23 protein-coding genes and 2 tRNA genes are annotated in these 21,999 nt (G+C 70.6%); 14 read left to right on the top strand and 11 right to left on the bottom strand.

Annotated features, from left to right (window positions below; genetic code table 11):
* From HV826_RS29270 to rraA, 4 genes are all read left to right on the top strand, one after another.
* Nucleotides 1–1,079, top strand: a 1,079-nt coding sequence (locus HV826_RS29270) for a hypothetical protein (RefSeq protein WP_368671015.1), incomplete at its 5' end; no start/stop codon positions are given.
* Complete coding sequence (locus tag HV826_RS29265; RefSeq protein ID WP_255217478.1) at nucleotides 1,076–2,158, top strand: HEAT repeat domain-containing protein; 1,083 nt, start codon at nucleotides 1,076–1,078, stop codon at nucleotides 2,156–2,158. The genes HV826_RS29270 and HV826_RS29265, both read left to right, overlap by 4 nt.
* Before the next feature lie 80 nt (nucleotides 2,159–2,238).
* Nucleotides 2,239–3,216, top strand: a complete 978-nt coding sequence (locus HV826_RS29260; protein ID WP_176420315.1) for an aldo/keto reductase — start codon at nucleotides 2,239–2,241, stop codon at nucleotides 3,214–3,216.
* A gap of 15 nt (nucleotides 3,217–3,231) precedes the next feature.
* Nucleotides 3,232–3,729, top strand: coding sequence for a ribonuclease E activity regulator RraA (gene rraA, locus HV826_RS29255; protein WP_176420314.1), 498 nt, complete (start codon nucleotides 3,232–3,234; stop codon nucleotides 3,727–3,729).
* A 30-nt stretch (nucleotides 3,730–3,759) separates the two neighbouring features.
* Here the strand turns inward: rraA and HV826_RS29250 are convergent, their stop codons facing one another.
* The gene (locus tag HV826_RS29250) at nucleotides 3,760–4,722 is read right to left on the bottom strand and encodes a hypothetical protein (RefSeq protein WP_176420313.1); all 963 of its coding nucleotides are present in this window, start codon (nucleotides 4,720–4,722) and stop codon (nucleotides 3,760–3,762) included.
* Between the two features lie 276 nt (nucleotides 4,723–4,998).
* Between HV826_RS29250 and HV826_RS29245 the strand changes: the two genes are divergently transcribed.
* Together HV826_RS29245 and HV826_RS29240 are read left to right on the top strand one after the other, a co-directional pair.
* Nucleotides 4,999–5,796 (top strand): helix-turn-helix domain-containing protein, encoded by a 798-nt coding sequence (locus HV826_RS29245; protein WP_255217477.1) that lies wholly within the window; start codon nucleotides 4,999–5,001, stop codon nucleotides 5,794–5,796.
* Nucleotides 5,797–5,884: 88 nt separating this feature from the next.
* Entirely contained in the window at nucleotides 5,885–6,274 is a 390-nt protein-coding gene (locus tag HV826_RS29240) for a VOC family protein (protein WP_176420311.1), read from the top strand.
* Nucleotides 6,275–6,280: 6 nt separating this feature from the next.
* Here HV826_RS29240 and HV826_RS29235 read toward each other — a convergent pair.
* Both HV826_RS29235 and HV826_RS29230 read right to left on the bottom strand, forming a co-directional pair.
* Nucleotides 6,281–6,355, bottom strand: a tRNA-OTHER gene (locus tag HV826_RS29235).
* A 10-nt stretch (nucleotides 6,356–6,365) separates the two neighbouring features.
* Nucleotides 6,366–6,439, bottom strand: a tRNA-Leu gene (locus tag HV826_RS29230).
* 159 nt (nucleotides 6,440–6,598) lie between these two features.
* Here HV826_RS29230 and HV826_RS29225 point away from each other — a divergent pair.
* From HV826_RS29225 to HV826_RS29215, 3 genes are all read left to right on the top strand, one after another.
* Nucleotides 6,599–7,960 (top strand): PPC domain-containing protein, encoded by a 1,362-nt coding sequence (locus tag HV826_RS29225; RefSeq protein WP_176420309.1) that lies wholly within the window; start codon nucleotides 6,599–6,601, stop codon nucleotides 7,958–7,960.
* A gap of 141 nt (nucleotides 7,961–8,101) precedes the next feature.
* Nucleotides 8,102–9,427: a magnesium transporter gene (gene mgtE / locus HV826_RS29220; protein WP_176420307.1), complete on the top strand. Its 1,326-nt coding sequence runs from the start codon at nucleotides 8,102–8,104 to the stop codon at nucleotides 9,425–9,427.
* A 44-nt stretch (nucleotides 9,428–9,471) separates the two neighbouring features.
* Nucleotides 9,472–10,386, top strand: a complete 915-nt coding sequence (locus tag HV826_RS29215) for a DUF6929 family protein (RefSeq protein ID WP_176420305.1) — start codon at nucleotides 9,472–9,474, stop codon at nucleotides 10,384–10,386.
* A 20-nt stretch (nucleotides 10,387–10,406) separates the two neighbouring features.
* On the opposite strand, the gene HV826_RS29210 is transcribed toward HV826_RS29215, so the two are convergent.
* Together HV826_RS29210 and HV826_RS29205 are read right to left on the bottom strand one after the other, a co-directional pair.
* A complete protein-coding gene (locus HV826_RS29210) occupies nucleotides 10,407–11,312 on the bottom strand; it encodes a tetratricopeptide repeat protein (protein ID WP_176420303.1) in 906 nt (301 codons plus the stop codon).
* Nucleotides 11,312–11,602, bottom strand: coding sequence for a hypothetical protein (locus tag HV826_RS29205; RefSeq protein WP_163782684.1), 291 nt, complete (start codon nucleotides 11,600–11,602; stop codon nucleotides 11,312–11,314). The genes HV826_RS29210 and HV826_RS29205 overlap by 1 nt, the downstream gene beginning before the upstream one ends.
* A 195-nt stretch (nucleotides 11,603–11,797) precedes the next feature.
* Here HV826_RS29205 and HV826_RS29200 point away from each other — a divergent pair, with 195 nt between their 5' ends.
* From HV826_RS29200 to HV826_RS29185, 4 genes are all read left to right on the top strand, one after another.
* Complete coding sequence (locus HV826_RS29200; protein ID WP_176420301.1) at nucleotides 11,798–12,625, top strand: SDR family NAD(P)-dependent oxidoreductase; 828 nt, start codon at nucleotides 11,798–11,800, stop codon at nucleotides 12,623–12,625.
* Nucleotides 12,626–12,881: 256 nt separating this feature from the next.
* Nucleotides 12,882–13,829 carry an alpha/beta fold hydrolase gene (locus HV826_RS29195; protein WP_176420299.1) on the top strand — a complete coding sequence of 316 codons (948 nt, stop codon included), beginning with the start codon at nucleotides 12,882–12,884 and terminating at the stop codon, nucleotides 13,827–13,829.
* A gap of 41 nt (nucleotides 13,830–13,870) precedes the next feature.
* Nucleotides 13,871–14,917 (top strand): sensor histidine kinase, encoded by a 1,047-nt coding sequence (locus tag HV826_RS29190; protein ID WP_176420298.1) that lies wholly within the window; start codon nucleotides 13,871–13,873, stop codon nucleotides 14,915–14,917.
* Complete coding sequence (locus tag HV826_RS29185) at nucleotides 14,914–15,636, top strand: LytTR family DNA-binding domain-containing protein (protein WP_176420296.1); 723 nt, start codon at nucleotides 14,914–14,916, stop codon at nucleotides 15,634–15,636. Before HV826_RS29190 ends, HV826_RS29185 begins: the two co-directional genes overlap by 4 nt.
* Nucleotides 15,637–15,642: 6 nt before the next feature.
* Here the strand turns inward: HV826_RS29185 and HV826_RS29180 are convergent, their stop codons facing one another.
* The 5 genes from HV826_RS29180 to lspA (HV826_RS29160) all read right to left on the bottom strand — a co-directional run bounded on the left by HV826_RS29180 (nucleotide 15,643) and on the right by lspA (HV826_RS29160) (nucleotide 19,953).
* Nucleotides 15,643–16,032 (bottom strand): hypothetical protein, encoded by a 390-nt coding sequence (locus tag HV826_RS29180; protein ID WP_176420294.1) that lies wholly within the window; start codon nucleotides 16,030–16,032, stop codon nucleotides 15,643–15,645.
* A gap of 228 nt (nucleotides 16,033–16,260) precedes the next feature.
* Nucleotides 16,261–17,316: an MXAN_5187 C-terminal domain-containing protein gene (locus HV826_RS29175; protein WP_176420292.1), complete on the bottom strand. Its 1,056-nt coding sequence runs from the start codon at nucleotides 17,314–17,316 to the stop codon at nucleotides 16,261–16,263.
* Between the two features lie 41 nt (nucleotides 17,317–17,357).
* On the bottom strand, nucleotides 17,358–18,662 hold the full coding sequence (locus HV826_RS29170; RefSeq protein ID WP_176420290.1) for a prolipoprotein diacylglyceryl transferase family protein: 1,305 nt from the start codon (nucleotides 18,660–18,662) through the stop codon (nucleotides 17,358–17,360).
* A 52-nt stretch (nucleotides 18,663–18,714) separates the two neighbouring features.
* Nucleotides 18,715–19,323: a signal peptidase II gene (gene lspA / locus HV826_RS29165; protein WP_176420288.1), complete on the bottom strand. Its 609-nt coding sequence runs from the start codon at nucleotides 19,321–19,323 to the stop codon at nucleotides 18,715–18,717.
* A 33-nt stretch (nucleotides 19,324–19,356) separates the two neighbouring features.
* Nucleotides 19,357–19,953 carry a signal peptidase II gene (gene lspA, locus HV826_RS29160; RefSeq protein WP_176420286.1) on the bottom strand — a complete coding sequence of 199 codons (597 nt, stop codon included), beginning with the start codon at nucleotides 19,951–19,953 and terminating at the stop codon, nucleotides 19,357–19,359.
* A 139-nt stretch (nucleotides 19,954–20,092) separates the two neighbouring features.
* Here lspA (HV826_RS29160) and HV826_RS29155 point away from each other — a divergent pair, with 139 nt between their 5' ends.
* On the top strand, nucleotides 20,093–20,446 hold the full coding sequence (locus tag HV826_RS29155) for a hypothetical protein (protein WP_176420284.1): 354 nt from the start codon (nucleotides 20,093–20,095) through the stop codon (nucleotides 20,444–20,446).
* A gap of 61 nt (nucleotides 20,447–20,507) precedes the next feature.
* On the opposite strand, the gene HV826_RS29150 is transcribed toward HV826_RS29155, so the two are convergent.
* Complete coding sequence (locus tag HV826_RS29150; protein ID WP_176420282.1) at nucleotides 20,508–21,917, bottom strand: endonuclease/exonuclease/phosphatase family protein; 1,410 nt, start codon at nucleotides 21,915–21,917, stop codon at nucleotides 20,508–20,510.
* Nucleotides 21,918–21,999: the final 82 nt, after the last annotated feature.

The raw sequence follows: 21,999 nt of genomic DNA, 5'->3' as shown, positions 1-21,999 counted from the left end.
CCTCCCCTCCCCACAGCCAGGCCCTCCGCGCACGAGCCCGTGGCTGGACCCGCGCGCTCTGGCTCGTCCTCGTGTGTGGCGCCGCCCCCGCCATGGCCGCCGAGCCACCCCACCAGCGGCTCCCGCGCCTCACCTGCCGCGCGGGCTACCTGGACTTCGAACAACTTCACGGACTGCCCACGGTGCGCGCCGCCATCCAGCAGGCCCTGGCGCAGAACGACCCCGCCGCCGTCGCCTTCCTCACCGAGCGGATGCCGGAGGTCCTGGGTGGAGACGCGCAGGCCGCGCTCCAGGTGCTCGACTGGGCTGACTCCGCACCCGCGCCCGAAGCCGCCGTGCTGCTGGCCGGCCTGCGTGAAGCCTCAGCGGTGAGAGAGGCTCGCGTGGCCGAGCGGCTCCTCACGATGGTGGAGCGACACGCCTCCATCGACCACCGCGCGCAGGCCCTGCAGGCACTGGAGACGCAGGCGCGCTTCGGCGCCCCGGCGCAGGACCGGCTGATGGCGTTGGCCAGGAGCGGCACGGCGCCGCGGGGCATGTCCCTGCTCGCGGTGAGAACGCTGGGCTGGGTGATGAAGAACGACTTCCAGGCAGGGGGCTCGGTGGAGCCGTACCTCACGCGGCTCCTGACACTGGCTCGGGAGTCCGAGGACCCGCACGTCCGCGCCTTGGCGGTGGAGCTGGCCGCGTCCCTGTCCGTGCGACTGGATGAGCGGACCGTGAAGCAACTGGCCTGGGTGCTCGAGCATGACGCGGACGCCAACGTCCGGGAGCTGGCGGCCCTGGCCCTGTCCGATGGCCGCGACACGCGCGCGGTGCTGAACCACTTCCGCGCCGCGTTTCCTGGAGAGCAGCGCCTGTGCGTGCGCTGGGCAATCCTGCGGTACACGCTCCGGGCCGGTGGCGCCGCTGCCCTGCACCAGGCGCGGGATTACGCGAGGCAGGACCGCCGCTTCGCGCGCGACGTCGCCGACTTCCAGGCGCTCTACGACGCGGGACACGTGGACTTCGACCGGCTGTGGCTGAACAAGCGCGTGTATCACCGCTGCCCTGAGGACGCGGAGGCTCGGACGCCATGAGGAGTCCACGCGGAAGGCTCGGCTGGGTCCTCCTCGCCGGGGCGCTGGGCGCAGCCGTGGTGGGCACACGCCTCTGGAGTGCCCCGGACAGGAACACCGCCACCGTCCTCGACGCTTCGACGCCGCAAGCCGCTGACGCTGGACGCCCGGCGCTCCCGCCCCTGCCCGCGCATGCGCAGCCGCTGAAGGAGGTGCCGTGTGAGTTCACCGCGCTCCTCGCGGAGTATCGCCAGGGGCACGCCTCACCGGCGTACCGGCGCTACGTGCGAGAACAGCTTCGCGGGCTCGTCGAGTCACTGTCCGAGGACGTGCATTGGCGGCACCTCAGCCAGGAGCAGGACGCTGACGTGCTGGCCTTGCTCTCCGACACCTGGGTGCTGCGCTACGCGCTGGAGGGGCAGGCCCGCATCCTGGAGCGGTTGGTGGACCGCGTGAGGGAGACACCCGACGCGCGCCTGCGTGCCGTGTTGATTCGCTCACTGCAACAGACCGGGGAGCCCTCCACGCAGTTGTTGGGTATCCAGGTCCTCAAGGGCCGCGACGTCTACCGCGACTGGGTGACGGACGCGGCGCCCGAGGTCCGCGCGGCCGCCGTGGAGAACTTCCGGGAGGAGGCCGCTCGCGACGCCGGCCGCTACCGCGTGGTGGCGGAGCGCGCGGTGTCGCTGGCCACCGTCGCGGACGATTCGGCCACGGCGGCGGGGCTCCTGGGCGCGTCTTCCATCGAAGCGGTGAGAGGCCCGGCGGTGGCGCAGGTCCGCACCCTGCTCCAGTCAGCGCAGTCCCCCGACGTGCGCGCCGCGGCGGCACGGGCCCTGGCGACCTCGCCCGTGGCGGAGCTCTCCGCGAGCCTCGATGCGCTCGCCGCCCGCTACAGCGCCGAGCCCGATGCGAGCGTGCGCGAGGCGCTGCTGGAGTCCATCTCCCGGCTGGGCCTGAGCCGTGCCGTGCCCGTCCTGGAGCGGCTCCGTGACACGAGCGCCGCGGCCCGAGACGAAGTGGCGCCCTGGCTCACGTTGCTCGCGGAGCAACCGCAGCGCTGGGAAGTGCTCGATACCGCACGACGTTCGCTCCGATGAGCGGGGCATTTTGACCTGCGCCCTGCTTCGGGACGCGTTAGCTACGCCGACCACGAAACCCATCGAGGGAGAGACAGGCAATGCCCCAGACGAAGCTCGAAGCACGCAAGGCGCTCGGAACCACGGGCCTCCAGGTCTCTCCTCTGTGCCTGGGTGGAAACGTCTTCGGTTGGACAGCCGACGAGGCGACCTCGTTCGCGGTGCTCGATGCCTTCGTCGACAACGGCGGCAACTTCATCGACACGGCGGACGTCTATTCGAGCTGGGTCCCAGGCAACCGCGGCGGCGAGTCGGAGACGCTCATCGGCAAGTGGATGAAGTCGCGCGGCGCCCGGGAGCGCGTCGTCATCGCCACGAAGGTGGGCTCGCAGACAGAGCTGGGGAAGGGTCTGAGCCGCGAACACATCCAGCGCAGCGTGGAGGCCTCGCTGCGCCGGTTGCAGGTGGACGTCATCGACCTCTACTACGCGCACTACGAGGACCTGGGCACGCCGGTGGAGGAGACGATGGCGGCCTTCGACGCGCTGGTGCGCGCCGGCAAGGTCCGCGCGCTGGGCACCAGCAACCACTCCCCGCAGCGGCTCACCGAGTCGATGGAGGTGTCCCGCCGCGACCACCTCGCCCGGTACGCGGTGCTGCAACCGCACTACAACCTCGTCGAGCGCAAGGGCTTCGAGTCCTCGCTCCGCGACCTCTGCGAACGAGAAGGGCTCGTGGTGGCGCCCTACTTCGCGTTGGCCTCGGGCTTCCTGACGGGCAAGTACCGCAAGGACCAGCCGCCTCCGAAGTCGGCCCGCGCCGAAGGCGTGCTGAAGCGGCATGGAAACGCGCGCGGCTGGGCGGTGATTGATGCCCTGGACGCCGTGACGCGCCGGCATCCAGGAGCGACCTTCGCCCAGGTCGCGCTCGCGTGGCTCGCCGCCCAGCCCACCATCGTCGCGCCCATCGCGAGCGCGACGTCCGCCAGTCAGACGCAGGAATTGCTGGGGGCGTTCACGTTGCAACTGACGGAGGAGGACCTGCGCGCCCTGGACGTTGCGTCGTCCCGCGAGGCCTGAGAAGGCTCGGAGCCCATGAGCGCATTCACCGACTTCAAGACGGCCGACCTCTGCGATGCCCACGCGGGCACGCCGCGGTTCCAGATCGCCGAGCCCGGGTTCCAGGACTACGGCGGCGTCCGGACCTTCGCGGGCCCCATCAGCACGGTGCGAGCGCCCGAGGACAACTCCCTCGTGCGCAAAGCCCTGGAGGAGCCCGGCCAGGGCCGGGTGTTGGTGGTGGACGGCGGAGGCAGCCGCCGCTGCGCGCTCGTGGGAGACCAGCTCGCGTTGCTCGCCCAGCAGAATGGCTGGGCGGGCGTGGTGGTGAATGGCTGCATCCGCGACGCCGAGGACGTGGGCCGCATGCGCATCGGCGTCAAGGCGCTGGGCACCCACCCGCTCAAGAGCCTCAAGCGCAATGAGGGACAGCGTGACGAGGAGGTCCGCTTCGCCGGAGTCACCTTCCGCCCCGGCCACTACGTCTACGCGGACCTGGACGGCATCGTCACCTCCGAGTCGCCCCTGGGCTGACGCCAGAGGCCCCAGGTGGAGGTGCGGGCACTACTCGCGCCGCCACCACTTCCGCCGCGCGGCCCGCACGTCGGACCAGTCCACCAGGCAGTCCTGCACGTTCTCCTGGCCGCGCTGGCCGTCAGGCATGTCCCCTGACTCCACGCGCGAAATCAGCTCCGGCAGTCGCTCGTAGAACGTGGGCGAGCGGTACTGGGGATGCAACGTCCACAGGCCCGGCGCGGCGCCCAGGAAGTCCAGCCGCCACAAGCCACGGCGTGTGAGCCTCCGGGTGACGAGGTTCTCCGGCTCGCGGTACGGCGGATTGCCCGCGCGCAAGGCACGCAGCACGTGAATGGGCGGCGCCAGCTTCGCCTGCAGCGGGCCCACCCGGCGAACCAGGGCGTCGCGGTCCACGAAGAAGGCCCGGCTGCTGAAGCGCCGGAAGCGGAACGCGTGGGAGGCCTTTGCGTCGGGCTCGTACCAGCGCGTGTCTCCCGCAATCGTCCCGTCCGCGCGCGGCGGGCCCGACAAGGGACTGCAGCTCACCAGTTCCTCGCGTGACGCGAGCTGCGCGGCCGCCTCCGCCATCCAGGTGCGCGACGCTCCGCCGATGAGCATGTCCGCGTCCAGGTGCAGCACGTGCGGGTGCTTCGCCGCCGCGAGCCCGAAGAAGTAGGAATGGAAGGGCCCGCCGCGCGAGTCCTTCATGGGCAGCCGGGTGCCTCCGAAGAACTGCTCGGAGAGCGCCTTCGTGACGGCGGGGGCGTAGTCCACCTCCGCCACCCGGATGCGCGCGTCCGCCGAGGACAGCTCCGCCAGCAGCGCGTCCATCTTCGGCTTGCGCTCCAGCCACGCCCCCGCGAAGCGGCTGCCCTGGCTGCGGTGCAGGTCCAGCACGAGCAGCACCTCCTGCACGGAGGGCCCGAGCTGGCGAAGCTGATGCGGAAGGATGAGGCGCGCGTGAGGATGGTCCGTGGGCGCGAGGTTGATTTGCAGGGTGACCGGGCTCACGGGGTGTCCAGCAAGAGGGGCCTCTCACTTGCCACACGCCGGGGACACCGCACAACTGAAGGAGCGCGGGGGCGCCCCAGCCACGGGGCGCGGTGTCAGAAGGAAGCGATGCCGTCGAACAGGTCTTCCGGCTCGGAATCGATAGGGAGGGGATTCACCCGGTTCGTCAGGTTCACCGTCGTCATGGCCACCGCTCCTTTCATGGGGGAACGGACGCGCGGGCCACGCAGGGACTGACGTACCGGCGCCGCTCCCAGTGGTGTAAGCAGGGACGCGATGGCGGAGGACGTACAGCAGCAGGGCTACACCCAGTGGGCACCGCCTATCGAGCTGGCGGATGCGGTGGACGCGTTCTGGCAGTTCTGGGTGCCCCGGAAGCCCCACGACGGCGCCCCCCTCCCCCGCCAGCACCGGGTGCTCCCGGATGGCTGCACCGACCTCATCTTCGGCTTCCACCACGCGCCAGGCCCGGTGTGGCTCTCCGCTCCCCGGCTGGCCGTCGTCGGTCCCATGAAACGCTTCATCCTCGTCGACCTCGAGCCCGGCGAGGTGAGCCTGGGCGTCCGGCTCCGTCCTGGCTGGGCGCAGGCCCTGCTGGGTGTCAGTCCCCGTGAACTCTGCGGGCTCAACGTCTCCGTCCAGGACTGCTCGCCTGCCCTCACACAGCTTCAGCGGCGGATGGAAGACTGCGCCTCGCCGGACCGGGCCATGGCCCTGCTCCAGCACACCATCGCTCGACACTGGGCTTCCTTCCGGAGTGTCGCGAAGCCCCGCGCCGTCCAGGCCCTGGGATGTCTCCAAGCCTCGTCGGGGCAGATACGCATGGCCGCGCTGGCTCGCGCCATGGGCGTGAGTGAGCGCACCCTGCACCGGGACATCCTGGACGAGGCCGGCGTACCGCCGAAGCTGCTCGCGCGCGTCCTGCGCTTCCAGCGAGCGGTGTCCCTGCTGCGTTCCCGTGAGTGCGCGGACCTGTGTGACGTCGCGCTCGAATGCGGCTACGCGGACCAGGCGCATCTGTCACGAGACGTGCGGGAGTTGGCCGGCGTGTCCCCCACCGCACTCGTGGGTTGAGCGCTGTCCGATTCCTTCAAGACAGGCGCACGCCATCCATGTGACGACGCCCTCACACAGACGTCCCACTGACCGACAGGAGTCCGCCATGAAGCTCGGCTACATCATCCTCTACGTACCGGACGTGAGCGCCGCCATCGCCTTCTACGAGAAGGCCTTCGGACTGGCGCGCCGCTTCATCCACGAGAGTGGCACCTACGCGGAGCTGGAGACAGGCACCACCGCCCTGGCCTTCGTCGAGGAAGGCGCGGCGAAGGAGCATGGCTTCACCGTGCGTCATCTGCGTCCGAAGGAGGACGCCGCGGCCATCGAACTGGCGCTCGTCACCACCGACGTGGCCGCCGCGTACACACGCGCCGTGGAGGCGGGCGCCGAGGCCACGCAGCCCCCCAAGCAGAAGCCCTGGGGACAGACGGTGGCCTACGTGAGAGACCTCAACGGCGTCCTGGTGGAGCTCTGCTCGCCGATGGCGGGGTAGTGGCAATCGGGACGACTGGATTCGAACCAGCGACCTCGCGACCCCATGCGCGCGCTCTTGTCCAAGCTGAGGTACGTCCCGGAGACAACCTTGCCGCGGGCGGGATTCGAACCCGCCCCCTCTGCATTCTGAGTGCAGCGCCTCTACCCGTTGGGCTACCGCGGCGTTCTTCGATGACGGCAACCCGGAAGGGCTGCCGGAAAGCAGGCGATGGGACACGACCTCACGCCTGTCTCCGGCCCGGCCCGCGAATGGGGTAAGAAGGCCCTGGAGCCTGCGCCGCCTCCCCCAGGCCGAGGTCACCCGGGCGGCGTCCCCTTCTCGATGAAGACCGTTCCCAGCCTGCTCGCATGGTCCGCGATGCTGTCCCTGTCCGGGTGTGCGGACACCGGCGAGGACTGCGGCCTCGCCCCGCTTCCAGGAGGCGCGGGGCAGCCCCCGCCCCTGCTGTCGCTGGGGGTCCCCGCGGCGCTCCACGTCCAGCCGAGCCTGCGCGGCTCCTGTGACGGCTCCGACACCTCCCAGGTCCCCGACAGCATCACGGCGGAGGTGTTCGACCCGAACAACCACACCGTGGCCTCGGAGGCGTCCCTCACCGGCAATGGGCAGTCCGCCACCGTCCGCTTCACCCCGACGACCCCGGGGCGCCACCACGTCCGCGTCGCCTTCTCCCCGGTGGGCAGCCTCCAGCAGTTCGGCGCCTACGTGTCACGCGCATGGACCGGAGGCGGTCCAACGGTGCTCCCGCTGCCCCGCTGCACGCAACTGGACCGCACCACGCAGGGCACCTGGCTGTGTGACGGCGTGGCGGTGCACGCGACGACCGCGGCCCAGACGCCCCTCGGCGGCGTCTCCGGCATTCCCGACGTGGCCGTCGCGGGAAATGTCGTCTGGGTCGTGGGCGAGGACCGGGTCCGCCGCTTCGTCGACACCGGCGCGGAGCTCGAGCTCACCGGCTCGCTCCTGCTCAACCAGCGCGACACGGTGAAGGTCATCCAGAGCCGGCTCGCCACCGCGGAGGAGCTGTGGGTGCTCGACTCGGAGCGCCTGCATCGCTTCGCCTTCACGCCGGCGGGCGTCGTCACCGGCGCCGCCCCCACGCCGTGGGGACAGGGCAACCAGATGCCCTTCGGCGTCGACATGGTGCTGGGCCTGCTCGTGCGGCTGGGCCCCGACGCGGTCAGCGTCATCCAGGTGACGCCGGAGCCCGACAGCCACGCGTGCACGTTCCGGCTGGGCCCGGATGAGGCCTTCGTCGCCTCGGAGGCGCCGTGCCAGCGCCTGCCGGGCGTGCCCGCGGGCCTCGAGGACGGCGCGGTGTGGACCCGCGTGGACTCCCTGCTCCTGCCGCAGCCAGGACAGACACTGTACCGGTGGGCCGCGGTGGAGGGCGCGCTGACCGAACGAGGCACCCTGGTGGTGGACACGCCACTCGAGCTGGTGAGCGCGCCCCTCCGCCCCGGCTTCGCACTCCCCTTCATCCAGTGGCGGCAGTCACGCGTCGGTGCAGCAGCGCCCGTGGCGCCCGAGTCACTGGGCCCGCTGGGGCTGGAGCTGCTTCCCGGAAACACGGACCTGTCGTCCGGCCCGCGCACCCTCTCGCCCCGCTTCTACTGGGAGGCGGACGCGGGCGACCCCACCCGTCAAACCCGGGTGTTCGCGCGGGGCGCGTCTTCGTTGAAATAACGAGACGGTTGGGGCACACACGGACGGAAAAGCGCGAAATGTCGCCTGCCTGCCTCTCGCGGTGCCCGGCCTCCGGGTGTAGAGAGGCCAGCGCGCCGCGGCACCACGCGCTCCACCCGACACGCCCGGAGGTGAGCCCCCATGATGGAAAGCCCCCAGAGCGCCGCGCTCTCCATGGAGGAACTGCACGAGGCGTGGCCCGTGCTCTCCGTCGACGAGCGGCTGGAGGGCTTCCGGCTGCTTCCCGCTTCGGTGGCGGACGACTTCTTCCTGGCGCTGTCGGCGCGTGAGCAGGCGGAGGTCATCCTCCACCTGCATCCGGCCGAGCGACGCACCTGGGTCCGGCTGCTGCCCCCGGACGACCTGGCCGACCTGGTGCAGGCGGTGGAGCCCGAGCAGGCGGAGTCCATCCTCTCGCAGCTCGACGACGCCAGCCGCCGCGAAGTCAACGTGCTGCTGGCCTACGCGGAGGACGACGCCGGCGGTCTGATGAACCCGCGCTTCGCCCGCGTGCGGCCGGACATGTCCATCGACGAGGCCATCAGCTACCTGCGCAAGCAGGCGCGGGAGCGGGTGGAGACCGTCTACTACGCCTATGTGCTCGACGCCGAACAGCACCTGCAGGGGGTGCTGTCCCTGCGTCAGCTCTTCCAGTCCGCCAGCGACAAGCGGGTGGCGGACGTCATGCAGCGCGACGTCATCACCGTGTCGGAGGACACCGACCAGGAGGCCGTGAGCCGGCTGTTCACCGAGCACGGCTTCATGGCCCTGCCCGTGCTCGACGCCCAGCAGCGGATGAAGGGCATCGTCACGGTGGACGACATCGTCGACGTCGTCCAGGAAGAGGCCACCGAGGACATCCAGAAGGCCGGCGGCATGGAGGCCCTGGAGGCCCCCTACTTCGAGACCGGCTTCTTCGGCATGTTGAAGAAGCGCATCGGCTGGCTATTGGTGCTCTTCCTGGGGCAGATGCTCACCGCCACCGCGATGAGCAGCTTCGAGGACGAAATCGCCACCGCCGTGGTGCTGAGCCTCTTCGTGCCGCTCATCATCTCCTCGGGCGGCAACTCCGGCAGTCAGGCCTCCACGCTCATCATCCGCTCCCTCGCGCTGGGCGAGATGCGGCTGCGGGACTGGTGGCGCGTGGCTCGCCGCGAGCTGCTCTCCGGCCTGGTGCTGGGCCTGGTGCTGGGTGTCGTGGGCCTGGCGCGCATCCTCATCTGGAACTCCATCACCGGTGTCTACGGAGAGCACGCCTTGCCGCTGGGCATCACCGTCGCCCTGTCCGTGCTGGGCGTGGTGACGTTCGGCACCCTGGCCGGCTCCATGCTGCCCCTGGTGCTGCGGAAGTTCGGATTCGACCCCGCGAGCGCCTCCGCCCCCTTCGTGGCCACACTGGTGGACGTTAGCGGCGTCCTCATCTACTTCACCGTCGCCAGTCTCCTGCTGCGCGGTACGCTGCTCTGAAGCGCCGGGGCCCGTGAGGCCGCGGCTTCGCGGGAGACACGGCCATGCTTCACCTGACCTCACGGCGCACCCTGGACCTGGAGGCGCACGTCACGCCAGGACGTCCTGCTCACGTCACCGCCTTGAGCGGACTGGTCCGCGCGGGTGACTGGCTCTACACCGTCGCGGAGGAACCGCTGCACCTGGCCGCGTTCCCCCTGTCGGCGGAGAGCCCCGGTCATGGCGTGGTGCTCTTCGCGAACCACCAGCCCGACGAGCCCGTCTCCCTCAAGTCGTCGCGGCCCGACCTGGAGGTGCCCTGCCTGCTGGCGCCCCAGGGCGGCTCGCCCCACGGCTCGCTGCTGGTGCTGCCGGCGGGCACCTCCGCGGGCAGGCAGCGCGGCGCGGTGGTCGCCCTGGGCGCGGACGGCACCCTGGCGGGAGACGCCCGGGCCGTGGACGTCACGGCGCTGTACACCCAGCTCAGCCGGGAGTTGGGACCGCTGCGCATCGCCGGGGCGGCGATGTCGGGCGGACTGCTGCGGCTGCTCCAGCGCGGCAGCGGCGAGCCCGGCACCGACGCCCTGGTGGACCTGGACGCGGAGCGGGTGCTGCGCGGCCTGGAAGCCGGCGCGCTGGGCCCGGACGTGGTGCGCATGACGCGCCGCTGGGAGCTGGGACAGGCCGGAGGCATGCGGCTGTCCTTCACGGCGGCCTCGCCGCTTCCCGGCGGGCGGATGGTCTTCACCGCCACTGCGGGGAGCACCGGCCCGGCGGCCACCGTGGGCGGCTCTGTCGTGGGCGTGCTGGCGCCGGATGGCTCGCCGCAGTTCCTCGACGCGCTGGACGGACACCTGTCGATGACGGGCGTGGATGCCCGGGTGGAGCAAGGCCGCGTGCGGGTGCTCCTGGCGGCCCTCTCCGAGGATGGGGCGAGCCCCGCGACCCTGCTGGAAGCGACGCTGGACGTCCCGGCGTAGAGCGGCGTGTCCGCCCCGCGTCAGTCGTGCTCGTGCGCGGCTTCCTCGGGGCGGCCACCGACGGCCTCCAGCGACGTCCGGGCCGGGCGGACGCGGTCGAAGGCCACCTCGCGCTGACCCACACCCGTGGCGGTGGTGTTGGCGATGCGCCGGCGCGCGCGCGCGATGTAGTCCTGCACCAGCGCGGGGTCGGGGTGCGTCTTCAGCGCATCCACCCAGGTCTCAATGGCCTTCTCGTTCTCCCCCGCGTCGGCGCGCAGCTTGCCCATCTCGAAGAGGGCGTGCGGCGCCAGCTCGGAGTCCGGGAAGCGCGTACGCAGGTCCGCGAAGGTGCGGGAGGACTCCTGGCGGCGGCCCTCCATCATCGCCAGGGCCTGGGCCTGGAGGTACAGGGCGTCATCCACGTAGGCGCTCGTGGGGAAGCGCTCCATGATTCGGCGGGTCTCCAGCTCGCACTGCTGATAGTCGCCCAGCTCGAAGTAGAGCTTGGTGACCAGGTAGTGCAGCTCCGCGCCCTGCGGTGGATTGAGCTTGAGGGCCGCGGTGAGCTGGTCGATGGCGCCGCGCACGTCGCGGTAGTGCACGCGCAGGAGGTCCGCCAGGATGATGCGGGCCTCGAGCGCCTCCGGTGACTCGGGGCACTGCTGGATGAGCTCGCGGTAGACGCCTACCGCCTCCTTCACCTTGCGCTGCTCCAGCCAATAGACATCCGCGGCCCCCTTGAGGGCGCGCGCGCGGAGCACCAGCGCCTCCGGCGAGGAGTCGTGGCGAGTCGCGTCGAAGGCCTTGCGGTACTCGACGAGCGCCTCGTCGGGCCGCTTCTCGAAGGTGGCGTCACGGGCCCGCTGGAGATGGTCCACGGGCTTGTCCCGGCACGCCGTGGCGGCCAGGGACAGCACGGCGAGCGCGAGCCGCAAGGACTTCATCAGTCACAGGCCTCCGGCGTCACGGTGACGCACTTCGTGTCCTGACAGCGGACGCAGACCTCCACCGGCGAGACGTCGGTGACGCAGACGTTGACGCGCGAGGTGCGCGGGCAGTCCTCCGACGTGACGCAGCGGTAGGGCTCCCCGCCATCACGCGTGATGTCGCTGGCCGTGGAGCCACAGACCTCCAAGTCGTTGCATCCGAAGAGGCCCACCGCGATGGCGGCGAACGCTCCGCACCAGGCGCGTCTCACAGCGGCGGTTGTACCCGGATTCGCCCGCGTCGTCACTGGCGCCCGCGCTTGCTTGCCTGGCGTCTCCGCCCCTCGGAGGAGCCGCGTTCGCGATTCTGGGACAGGGATGTCAGGTGTGTCATGGAGCACCCGGTGTCCGGACCGTTCCGGGCGCTCGCGTCAAGGCGCCGCGGGGTGATGGCGGCGAAGGCGGCGGCGGGGACATGCTGGACCCTTGCCGCAACGACACACATGACGCTTCCATCCCATCCAAGAGCCGTCATCACCGGCGCGGGCAGCGGCCTGGGCCGCGCGCTCTGCGAGGAGCTCGCACGCCGAGGGGCCCGCGTGCTCGTCACCGACCTCGACGCCGCCTCCGCGGAGGAGACGGCGCTGCGCGTCACCCGCGCGGGAGGCGAAGCGCACGTCCAGGTCTGTGACGTCACCGAGCCGGCCCAGGTCGAGGCCATGGCCGACGCCGCGGAGCGCGCCCTGGGCGGCGTGGACCTGCTGGTCAACAACGCGGGAGTCGTCAGCGCGGGTCCTGTGGGCGAGCTGTCGCTCTCCGAATGGAAGCGCGTGCTGGACATCAACCTGTGGGGCGTCATCCACGGCTGCCATGTCTTCGTCCCCCGGCTGCGCAGGCAGGGGTCCGGCCACATCCTCAACATCGCCTCGGCGGCGGGGCTCGTGTACGTGCCCGACCTGGCGGCCTACAACGTGTCCAAGGCGGGCGTGGTCGCGCTCTCCGAAACGCTCCACGCCGAGCTGAAGGCCACTGGCATCGGCGTCACCGTGGCGTGCCCCAGCTTCTTCCGCACCCAGATTGCCAGCTCTGGCGCCTACGCCAACGACACGCTTCGCGCCCTCGCCGTCGGGATGATGGACGCGGCTCGCCTGGGTCCGGAGGTCATCGCGCGCAGGCTGCTCAAGGCCGTGGACGCGCGAAGCCTCTACACCGTCCCCATGGCGGATGCGCGCTGGGGCTGGCGCCTGCGCCGCATGTCCCCCAGCCTCTTCCTCCGCGCCGTCGCCGCGATGGACCGCTCCGCCCGCGCGTGGCTGCTGCGACGACGCTGAGCCGCTTCAAGGCGCTGGCCGACAGCAGCGGCGCTCGATGAGGCCCGGCGGCGGATTGCCTTCCTCGCCTGGCATGCAGACAGGCGGCATCAAGGTGCGCGCCTCGTCCTCGCGTCCCAAGGGCTCACGCCAGCCGCCCCGCCCGGACGCCGCTCATCACCGGCGGCAACCGCTCATGGAGTATCCGGAGCGCGTGCACGCCCGGGGCGTACCTTGTCTTTCGCGGCACTCTCCCCTCCCGACCAGGAAGCCCTTCATGCTTCGTCGCCACGCCCTTTCGTCGCTGTTCGTCCTGTCGCTGCTCTCCGGTTGCGCGTCCACGTCCGGCGCGGCGACGTCGGAAGCCACCGCCTCCGGGCCCACGGCGTCCGCCGCGCCCGCGCCCTTCCGCGTCGAGCGCTCCGGCCAGGGCCGGCCGGTGGTGTTCATCCCCGGCCTCGCGTCGTCGGGCGAGGTCTGGCGTGAGACGGTGGCGCACCTCGGCGGCCAATACGACGCCCACGTCCTCACGCTGGCCGGCTTCGCGGGACAACCCGCGCTGCCCGGACCCTTCTTCGAAACGCAGCGCCGCGCGGTGGCCGAGTACCTGCGCGAGCAGGGCCTGGAGAAGCCCATCCTCGTGGGCCATAGCCTGGGCGGGGTGCTGGCGCTCGCGGTGGCCGCGGACGTCCCCGCGCGGGTGGGCGGCGTGGTGGTGGTGGACAGCCTGCCCTTCCTCCCCGCCGGCATGTATCCCGGCGCCACCGTGGAGAGCAGCCGCCCCTACGCCGACCAGATGCGCACGCGGCTGCGGACCCAGCCCGTCGCCCAGCGCAATGAGCTGCAGCGGCAGACGCTGCGCCGCTACATCACCGACGCGGCCAGGCAGGACGTCGCCTTCCGCTGGGGAAACCAGTCGGACACCGAGACGGTGGCCCTGGCCATGTACGAATTGATGACCACCGACCTGCGCCCGGAGCTGCCGCGCATCAGCGCGCCCACCCTCGTCCTCGGCTCATGGATTGCGCTGAAGGGCCAGGTGCCGCGTGAGACGGTCGAGGCCGTGTACAAGGGCCAGTACGCCACGCTCTCCACCGCGCGCGTCGTCATGCACGACACGGCCCGCCACTTCATCATGTGGGACGACCCGGAGGGCTTCTTCCGGGAGCTGGACGGCTTCCTCGGCGCCCATGCGTCCGTGGCCCGGGTGGAGCCGCGTCAGTGAGTGTGGTGGACTCGCGCGGCCTTGAAGCAGGGAGCCCTTGAATGAAGTCCTCGTCGGCGCGCGCCTGGGTCTATGTGGCCTGCCAGGTCGGAGGCTGGGGCTTCTACGCCACCTTCAACTCCCTGCTGACGCTGCTGACGCCCAGGCCCGACATCTGGGCGTCCTGGTGGGTGCTCTGCTCGTGCGGAGCGCTCATCACGCACCTGGCGCGCCTCGGGTTGCCCCTGCGAGCGTGGGCCCGGCTGCCCGTCTCCCGGTTGGCCCCGCGCGTCTTCCTCACGGCGGTGGGACTGGGCGTCACGCAGAACATCGCGGCCTTCGGATTGAGCACCTCCGTGCTGGGGGTCTTCACGCCGGATGAGGCCTCGCCCATGGGCTTCCTCATCAGCGGCTTCATCTGGACGGTGATGATGACGCTGTGGCTGCTCCTCTACTTCGGTGTTCACGCGGTGGAGCAGGCCCGGGCCATGGAGCTGGAGCGCTGGAAGCTGGAGGCCGCGGCCCAGGCGTCGAAGCTGCGCTTCCTCAAGTCGCAGCTCCAGCCGCACTTCCTCTTCAACTGCCTCAACAGCGTGCGCGCCCTCATCTCCGAGGACCCGGCCCGCGCGCAGCAGGTGGTGACACGGCTGTCCACGCTGCTGCGGCATGCGCTCACCTCCCGGGAGAAGGAGACCGTCCCGCTGGCCCAGGAGCTCCAGGTGGTGCGTGACTATCTGGAGCTGGAGGGCGTGCGTCTGGAGAGCCGCCTGCGCGTTCGCGAGGACGTGGAGCCGTCCGCCCTGCTCCTGTCCGTGCCCGCGATGCTGGTGCAGACGCTGGTGGAGAACGCCATCAAGCACGGGGTGGCGCAGCTGCCCGAAGGCGGCGAGGTGGCGGTCTCCGCGCGCATCCAGGAGGGCGTGCTGCTGCTGGAGGTCTCCAACACCGCCACGCCGGCCGCGCGCCCCATGGAGGGCAGCGGCGTGGGCCTTCACAACGCGAGTGAGCGGCTGCGCCTCCTGTGCGGCGCTGGCGCCTCGCTGCACCTGGACCGCACGCGGACGTCCTTGACCACCGCGCGCGTCCGCATTCCCCTGCCCCTGTCATGAGAGTCCTCATCGCTGACGACGAACGGCTGGCCCGCGCCGAGCTGCGCCGCCTGCTCGCGGCCTTCCCGGATGTGGAAATCGTGGGCGAGGCCACACACGTGGACGAGGCGTGCCGCCGGGTGGAAGCGCTGTCGCCGGACCTGCTGCTGCTCGACATCCAGATGCCGGGCGGGACGGGCTTCGACGTGCTCGAGCGGCTGGAGGAGCCTCCCGACGTCGTCTTCACCACCGCGTATGACGCCCACGCCGTGCGCGCCTTCGAGGTGAACGCGCTCGACTTCCTGCTCAAGCCCATTGAACCGGAGCGGCTCGCCACCGCGCTGGAGCGCGTGCGGGAGCGGGGCCGCATGGCCGCGGTGGCGCCCGCGCACGGACATGCGCCGGGCACGCCGCTGGAGCGGGTGTTCGTGAAGGAGGGTGAGCGCTGCTGGCTGGTGCAGCTCGCGCAGGTCCCGCTCATCACCTCCGAGGGAAACTACGCGCGGCTGACGTTGGACGGACACGCGCCGCTGCTCTTGCGCTCGCTGACCTATCTGGAGGAGCGGCTGGACCCGGCGCGCTTCTTCCGCGCCAGCCGCCAGCACCTCATCAACCTGGACTTCATCGAGTCCCTGGAGCCTGGGCCCAGCGGCACGCTGGTGGCGCGCCTGCGCGGTAGCCGCGAGGTGGAGATGTCCCGCCGCCAGTCGCAGCGCTTCCGCGAAAGGCTCAGCGTCTGAGCGCCGTCAGTTGTTGCCGCGCCGCGCCTTGCCGGAGGTGAGCACCGCCTTGTCCACCGAGGCGACACCCCTGCCGCGTCGCTTGAGCTGGCGCGCGCGGTCCTCCTGCTTCTTGTAGTGCTTCATCATCGCGACCATGTGCGGGTCGGACGTCTCGCAGTGCAGCTGCGTCACCTCCTGGTGGCGGCGGCCAAGCTCCTGCCACGTCTGGAGCATGGCCTGGTTGCCCAGGAGCCGCTCCTCGACGGAGTCGAGCACCGCGTCCATCGCCTCGCCTTCGGCCTCCAGCGCCGCGAGTCGCTCCTGGGCTTCCTGAGAGGGCGACATGCATCCCGTGCCCAGCAGGGAGAGTCCCATCACCATGGTCAGCCCGAGCCACCTCCGCCGAATCCCCACGTCGCCTCCCGCAGTGTCTCGCGCCGTCCACCGGCCGCTTACGCGAAACGCAAGCTAGGGAGGCACCCCCGGGGCGACAACCCGCTCTGGCAGCAGAGGCAGTCGTTTTTTCAGCAGGCGACGATCCCCGACACTCGCGGCGCGGGGGGCAGGTCGGCAGCGGAAGGGCGTGCGCACACACCTGCGTCCAGCCAACGCCGTGCGCCCCCGCGCACTGTCAGGTGACGGCTACTTCGGAACGGCCTTGAGCGACGCCTTGCCGTCCTTGATGACGACCTTGAACTCCACCGCCTTCGCGTTGTGCTGCTTGAGCAGCTCCGGCACCTGCTTGCGCAACGTGGCCGCCACCGACTCGTAGGACAGCTTCGACGTGTCCTCCTGGCAGCGGCGCTTCGCGGTGACGTACGCGTCGTAGACAGCACGCAGCTTGTCGTCCGCCATCCCCCCGCCGCTCGCAGTGGGAGGCCGGGACGCGGTGGAGGGAGGTGGCATTGAAGCGGGCCGCGACGGAGGCGGCGTGCTGGCCACGGCGCCCGGCGCCTTCGCCGCCATGCCCGGCGGCGCCACCGACGTGCCCTGAGCAGGCGTGCCACCCACCGTGGGCAGGCCGCGCGGCGGTGTCCCCGCCACGGGCGCCACGGAGGGAATGCCCGTCAGCGGCGCCACGGCGGGGGCGCCACGCAGCGGCGTGCTGCCCCCCGTGGGCGTCAGCGGCGCGACCGCGGGCGCGCCCTTCGACGGCGTTCCACCCGTGGCCTGGAGGGAGCGGGTGGCGGCCACCTGTGGCTCATTGACGGGGCGAGGGCGGCTCAGCTCCTCCACCTCCTCGAAGTCCATGTCGGAGAGGTCCTCCGGCAGCTCGACGACGCCCTTCTGGCCCGCCGCGCCTGGCGAGCTGACCTTCCGGCTCTCCGCGCGGCGGCGCGCCTTGAAGACATCCCGGCGATAGGTGCCCGCTTCGATTTCCTGGAGCGTGCGCACCCACAGCCGTTCGTACGTGAGGAACTTGTTGTACAGGCTGGCGACGCGGAACTTGGCGGAGGTGCTGCGGATGAACGCGCCCTTCAGCTTGTTCATCCGCTTCTTGAGGTCTTCGTGAGCGCGCGACGGCGCCTGACGCTCGTTGCCCAGGAAGTACTGTTCGTAGAGGTTGCGGAGGACGGCGACCTCCGCCTCCAGGGCCTCGCACTCATGGAGGACGGCCTCGCTGGAGCCGGGGTCGGCCGAGGTGGACCTGCCAGCGAAGCTCTTGGATGCGGACTGTCGGGCGTCTGGGGGCGGCATGACTCCTCAGAGTGTCCTCAAGAGGCCCGCGCGATTCAACCTCACGTAGCCGAGGGGGTAGGCCCCAGGCTTGCCGCCTCGCTCTCCCGGCGGCGGCCTTTCTGGGCGAGCAGCACCGCGCCAAAGGTGAACATGCACAGGGAGATGACCTGGCTGGTGGAGACATTGTACCACGCCTCCAGCGGCACCGCCGAGGCCAGCTCCCCCGCCCCTAGCGACTGGAGCAGGCCGTGCAGGGTGCCTCGCTCCACGTCCCCCCGGAACAGCTCCACCGTGCTCCGGAGCACCGCGTAGGCCATCAGCCACAGCGCCAGGACGTGGCCATGGAAGCGGCGGTAGCGCCGGGCGTACAGCAGCCCCACGAAGAGCACCACCTGCCCGACGGACTCGAAGAGCTGGGTGGGGTACAGCCCCAGGGTGTGGCCCTGCTGCGCCACCCAGTCGGAGATGCGCACCGCGCCAGGCGCGGCGTGGTGGAAGATTTCACCCGTGGCCTCCACGACGTACCGCGTGTCCTGGAGCTGGGACGAATAGGCCAGGCTGGACGTGTTGCCGAGCCCGCCCAGGAGGTCCTGCGCCACCCCGCTGCCGGGGAAGTGCACCGCGGTGGCGGCATGCGCGGGCGCCACGTCCCCCCAGCAGCACCCCGCGCTGAAGCACCCCAGGCGGCCCAGGCACTGGCCCAGCGACACGGTGGGGATGCACACGTCGGCGAGGCGCCAGAAGTCCAGGCCATTCATCCGCGCGAACACGAACGCGGCCACGGACGCGCCCATCAAGCCGCCGTAGAAGACGAGCCCGCCGCCCAGGGAGAACACCTGCGTCCAGTCACGGGCGTAGTCCTGCCAGTTCACGAGCACGAAGAGCAGCCGGCTCCCGCCGATACCGCCGAGCAGAATCCAGACCGTCATGTCCATGAGCTGCTCGCGCTTCTTCGGCCCCTCCACGTCCACCCACGCTCCGTTCTTCAGCTCCAGCGTGCGCCATTCGTCCTGCGCCAGCCGGCCCGCCACCGTCACCGCGGCGGTGAAGCCCAGGGCCAGCAGCAGGCCATAGGTGTGCACGGGGATGCCCTCGCCCTGGGCGCCCGGGAAGGCCCCGCGCGGCAGCGAGTACCGCAGGGCGGACCAGGCCAGCACCGCGCCCACGAGGCCATACCCCACGGCTCGCAGCAGCCGGTCTCGCGAGGACACCGGCGCGCGCGTGCCCGTCCGGGCATCCAGCGCACCCTCGGCGCTGCGCCAGCCGTTGAAGACGACGTAGCCCACCGTGCCCGCGGCCAGCGCGTACAGCAGGAGCTGCGACCAGAGCGAAGTGAAGGTGAGGTGGACGAGAACGGGGAGCATGGCGACGAAGGCTACCCTCGTTGCGCGGGCGGGACGACCCGCATGCGCGCCTTCAGGCCCGCCCGGCTGCCTGGGCCGGCTTCTCCTTGCGGACAAAGGAGTCGACGATGAGCATGCCCACGCCAATGCAGATGGCCGCGTCGGCGACGTTGAAGGAAGGCCAGGCCACCTTGTCGAACCAGTGGGCCTCCAGGAAGTCGATGACGAAGGCCCGGGCGACACGGTCGATGTAGTTGCCCAGCGCGCCGCCCAGCACCAGCGGCAGCCCCCACAGCGCCCACTTCTCCTCCGGGTCCGTTCCAGACAGCTTGCGGAAATAGAGGGAGATGAGGAGCACCGCGGCGATGCTCACCACGTGGAAGAGCGGCACCCGCGTCTCGGGCGGGAGGCTGCGGAACATGCCCCACGCGGCGCCCGGGTTCTCCGCGTAGCGGAGGCGGAAGAACGACTCCGAAAGCTCGATGTGCCGACGGGGCTGGTAGTGCAGCCCGTTGAAGCCCTGGGGAGGCGGGGCGGAGTACATCGCGGCCAGGCGGTCGCCCAGGCGCTCCTTGCCCTCCATCTGGGTGGTCAGCTCGCGGACGACGACGTACTTCGTCCACTGGTCGAGCGCGATGACGCCAAGGGTGACGGCGAGGAGGATGATGTATTTGCGCGGCACGGGCCGGGACTTACACCAGCCGCCGCCCGCCCGTCACGGATTGGGGCTTTTCGTCGGTCGCAACGAGTCCAGCAGCATGAGACTCACCCCGACGCTGATGGCCACGTCCGCCACGTTGAAGGTCGGCCAGCGCATCCCTGGCTGGTTGCGCCAATGCCAGTCAATGAAGTCGATGACGTAGCCACGCAGCAGCCGGTCCACGAAGTTGCCCAGCGCGCCGCCCGCCACCAGCGCCAGGGACACCCGGGCCAGCCGCTGCTCCGCGGGCATGCGCCGGTACATCACGAGGATGAAGCCCATGGCCACCAGGCTCACCACGAGGAAGAAGAGGCGCCGCGCGCCGTCGGGCAGGTCGCCGAAGATGCCCCAGGCCGCGCCCGGGTTCTCCACGTAGCGGAAGTGCCAGTAGTCCTCGATGAAGCGATAGGGCCGCAACACCCGGAACGTCCCGTCCTCGGGCGGCGGGCGGTTGTCCAGGTTCCGCTCGGTGACGAAGCCCGTCACCCGCGCCAGGCCTTCCCGCCCATCCAAGGCATCCGTCAGCCGGGAGACGGCCAGGTACTTGGTCACCTGGTCTGCGGCGAGCACCGCGACAATCACGAGGAGGAGGGACCGATGGGAGGCTTTCATGTCGCGCGCCCTCCTCTATCCCGCCCCCCGGCTCCTGACAACGAAGAGCGCCACCCGCCCCTCTCCTGTCCGCTCGCTCCATCTCCCGGCCAGCATGGGTTTGGGGCATGGTGTCGCCATGCCGCCTGTTGAGCCCGACGTGAATCCTTCAGTCTCCGACACGCCCCCACCCGCCGAGGCCGCGAGCAAGCCCGCGAAGCCCTCGTTGATGGCTCGCTTCAAGAACCTGATGCTCGAATACGGGCCGCTGGCGCTGGTGGTGAACTACGCCATCTTCGGGCTGGTGATTGTGGGCTTCTACGCCGCCATTGAGTTCGGCTTCGAGCCGAGCAGCACTGGCGAGAAGGCGGGCAGCTGGGCGGCGGCCTACGCGGCGTCGCAGGTGGTGAAGCCGCTGCGCCTGGCCGCGGTGTTCGTGCTCACGCCGCTCATCGCCCGGATTCCTCCCGTGGCGCGCTTCATCGAGCGAAACAAGCACAAGTGGAGCTTCTGAGCCGAGACCCGCGGCGGCCCAGGAGGACGGCCGCCGCGAACCCGACAGAGAAGGCGTCCCGTTAGAAGTTGGGGACGAGGAAGTCCTTCACCACGCCCATGTGCTGCATGTTGGAGGCGCTGCTGTCACCGGACTGCACCGGGGCAATCTCCGACAGCGGCCGGTAGGTGCGGCTGTCGAGCACCAGCCCGTTGGCGAAGGTGCTGGAGCCGATGACGGTGGCCTGCTGGTACTGGCGCAGGTCCTGGTCCACCAGAATCTGGTCGTAGGGCTTGTTGCGGTTGCGGTTGGTGCCCGTGGTGCCGTTGTGGTCCGCCGGGTGCGGACCCGCCGTCGTCACGACCTGCCGGAAGGTGGCGAAGCAGGACTCGCTGAAGCTGTCCGTGTTCAGGTCGCCGCCGATGACGAGGTAGTCGTCCTCGGGAATCTGCGAGCGGACCTCGTTGACGATGGCCTGCGCCTCCGCGTTGCGGTTGCTGGCGCTGGAGGTGAGCAGGTGCACGCTCACCGCCCAGAGGTCGCGGGGCCCCGGGATGTCGATGCGCGCCCAGGCGAAGTCCCGGTTGGACACGCGCGGGTCGGGCCACTGGCCGAACTGGATGATGGGCCAGCGGCTGATGATGCCATTGGGGATCTGCGCGCCCGTCTCCCGGGAGTAGTGGAAGCCCGGCGCGATCTGGTCCACCAGCGAGCGGATGTCCGATGACGAGTTGTCCGCGTAGTTGAACTCCTGCATCAGCACGATGTCCGGGTCCACGCCCTTGATGAGGCGGATGCCGTGCCCCGGATCATAGGACTGGTAGTTGCCGCTGCTGAGGTTGGACGCCATCACCCGGATGGCGGTGTGACCCGCCTCCGTGCCGCCGTCAGTCCCCGCGTCGGTGCCGGCATCCGTGCCCGCGTCCGTACCGGCATCCGTGCCCGCGTCCGTACCGGCATCAGTCCCTGCGTCGGTGCCGGCATCCGTGCCCGCGTCCGTGTCCGTACCGGCATCCGTGCCCGCGTCGGGCTCGGTGCCAGCATCCGGCTCCGGGTCGACTCCCGCGTCTTCTTCCTGGGTCCCGCCGTCATCGGTGGCCGTGCCGCCATCCTCCTGGACGCCACCGTCCGTCTCCTCGTGCGAACCGCCGTCCACGCCCGCGTCGGTCTGCTCGCACGCGTTGTTCGGCACGCAGTGGCCGCCCTCGGCACCGTCTCCGGACGAAGGGCAGCAGACCGCATCCGGGTGCTCGCACGCGGTCCGCGGATCACAAGCCCGGACGCACAGGTGGCGGTCATGGGAAGCAACGAAGATGCAGGATTCACCCTGCGAGCAGTCCTCCCTGACGCCCTCGGGGCTGCACTCCGTCCAGAGAACCCCTCCATCCTCCAGCGGCTGCGGCACCCGAGGCGGATTGCCCTCACCACACGCCAGGGAAAGAAGTGTGAGCGAAACCGCCGCGCACAGGAGGGAGGTGAGCGTCTTCGTCATGCTGTCGGACTCTGGAGTCGAGAGGTGAATTCGCCGACGACACCCAGGTGCGGACGGCGACGGGAGTATAGGAACCCTCGAT

Origin of the sequence: Myxococcus sp. AM010 (genome assembly GCF_013372585.1) — a bacterium.
GTDB lineage: Bacteria > Myxococcota > Myxococcia > Myxococcales > Myxococcaceae > Myxococcus > Myxococcus vastator.
This window is presented reverse-complemented; position numbering and strand designations above follow the sequence as displayed.

What these genes read in the sequence shown, in the direction of transcription:
- mgtE (WP_176420307.1), top strand. Translation starts at nt 8,102, where the DNA reads ATGATGGAAAGCCCCCAGAGCGCCGCGCTCTCCATGGAGGAACTGCAC.
- HV826_RS29190 (WP_176420298.1), top strand. Translation starts at nt 13,871, where the DNA reads ATGAAGTCCTCGTCGGCGCGCGCCTGGGTCTATGTGGCCTGCCAGGTC.
- HV826_RS29215 (WP_176420305.1), top strand. Translation starts at nt 9,472, where the DNA reads ATGCTTCACCTGACCTCACGGCGCACCCTGGACCTGGAGGCGCACGTC.
- HV826_RS29225 (WP_176420309.1), top strand. Translation starts at nt 6,599, where the DNA reads ATGAAGACCGTTCCCAGCCTGCTCGCATGGTCCGCGATGCTGTCCCTG.
- HV826_RS29195 (WP_176420299.1), top strand. Translation starts at nt 12,882, where the DNA reads ATGCTTCGTCGCCACGCCCTTTCGTCGCTGTTCGTCCTGTCGCTGCTC.
- HV826_RS29240 (WP_176420311.1), top strand. Translation starts at nt 5,885, where the DNA reads ATGAAGCTCGGCTACATCATCCTCTACGTACCGGACGTGAGCGCCGCC.
- HV826_RS29175 (WP_176420292.1), bottom strand. Translation starts at nt 17,316, where the DNA reads ATGCCGCCCCCAGACGCCCGACAGTCCGCATCCAAGAGCTTCGCTGGC.
- HV826_RS29265 (WP_255217478.1), top strand. Translation starts at nt 1,076, where the DNA reads ATGAGGAGTCCACGCGGAAGGCTCGGCTGGGTCCTCCTCGCCGGGGCG.
- HV826_RS29260 (WP_176420315.1), top strand. Translation starts at nt 2,239, where the DNA reads ATGCCCCAGACGAAGCTCGAAGCACGCAAGGCGCTCGGAACCACGGGC.
- lspA (WP_176420286.1), bottom strand. Translation starts at nt 19,953, where the DNA reads ATGAAAGCCTCCCATCGGTCCCTCCTCCTCGTGATTGTCGCGGTGCTC.
- rraA (WP_176420314.1), top strand. Translation starts at nt 3,232, where the DNA reads ATGAGCGCATTCACCGACTTCAAGACGGCCGACCTCTGCGATGCCCAC.
- HV826_RS29245 (WP_255217477.1), top strand. Translation starts at nt 4,999, where the DNA reads ATGGCGGAGGACGTACAGCAGCAGGGCTACACCCAGTGGGCACCGCCT.
- HV826_RS29185 (WP_176420296.1), top strand. Translation starts at nt 14,914, where the DNA reads ATGAGAGTCCTCATCGCTGACGACGAACGGCTGGCCCGCGCCGAGCTG.
- HV826_RS29200 (WP_176420301.1), top strand. Translation starts at nt 11,798, where the DNA reads ATGACGCTTCCATCCCATCCAAGAGCCGTCATCACCGGCGCGGGCAGC.
- HV826_RS29170 (WP_176420290.1), bottom strand. Translation starts at nt 18,662, where the DNA reads ATGCTCCCCGTTCTCGTCCACCTCACCTTCACTTCGCTCTGGTCGCAG.
- HV826_RS29150 (WP_176420282.1), bottom strand. Translation starts at nt 21,917, where the DNA reads ATGACGAAGACGCTCACCTCCCTCCTGTGCGCGGCGGTTTCGCTCACA.
- HV826_RS29210 (WP_176420303.1), bottom strand. Translation starts at nt 11,312, where the DNA reads ATGAAGTCCTTGCGGCTCGCGCTCGCCGTGCTGTCCCTGGCCGCCACG.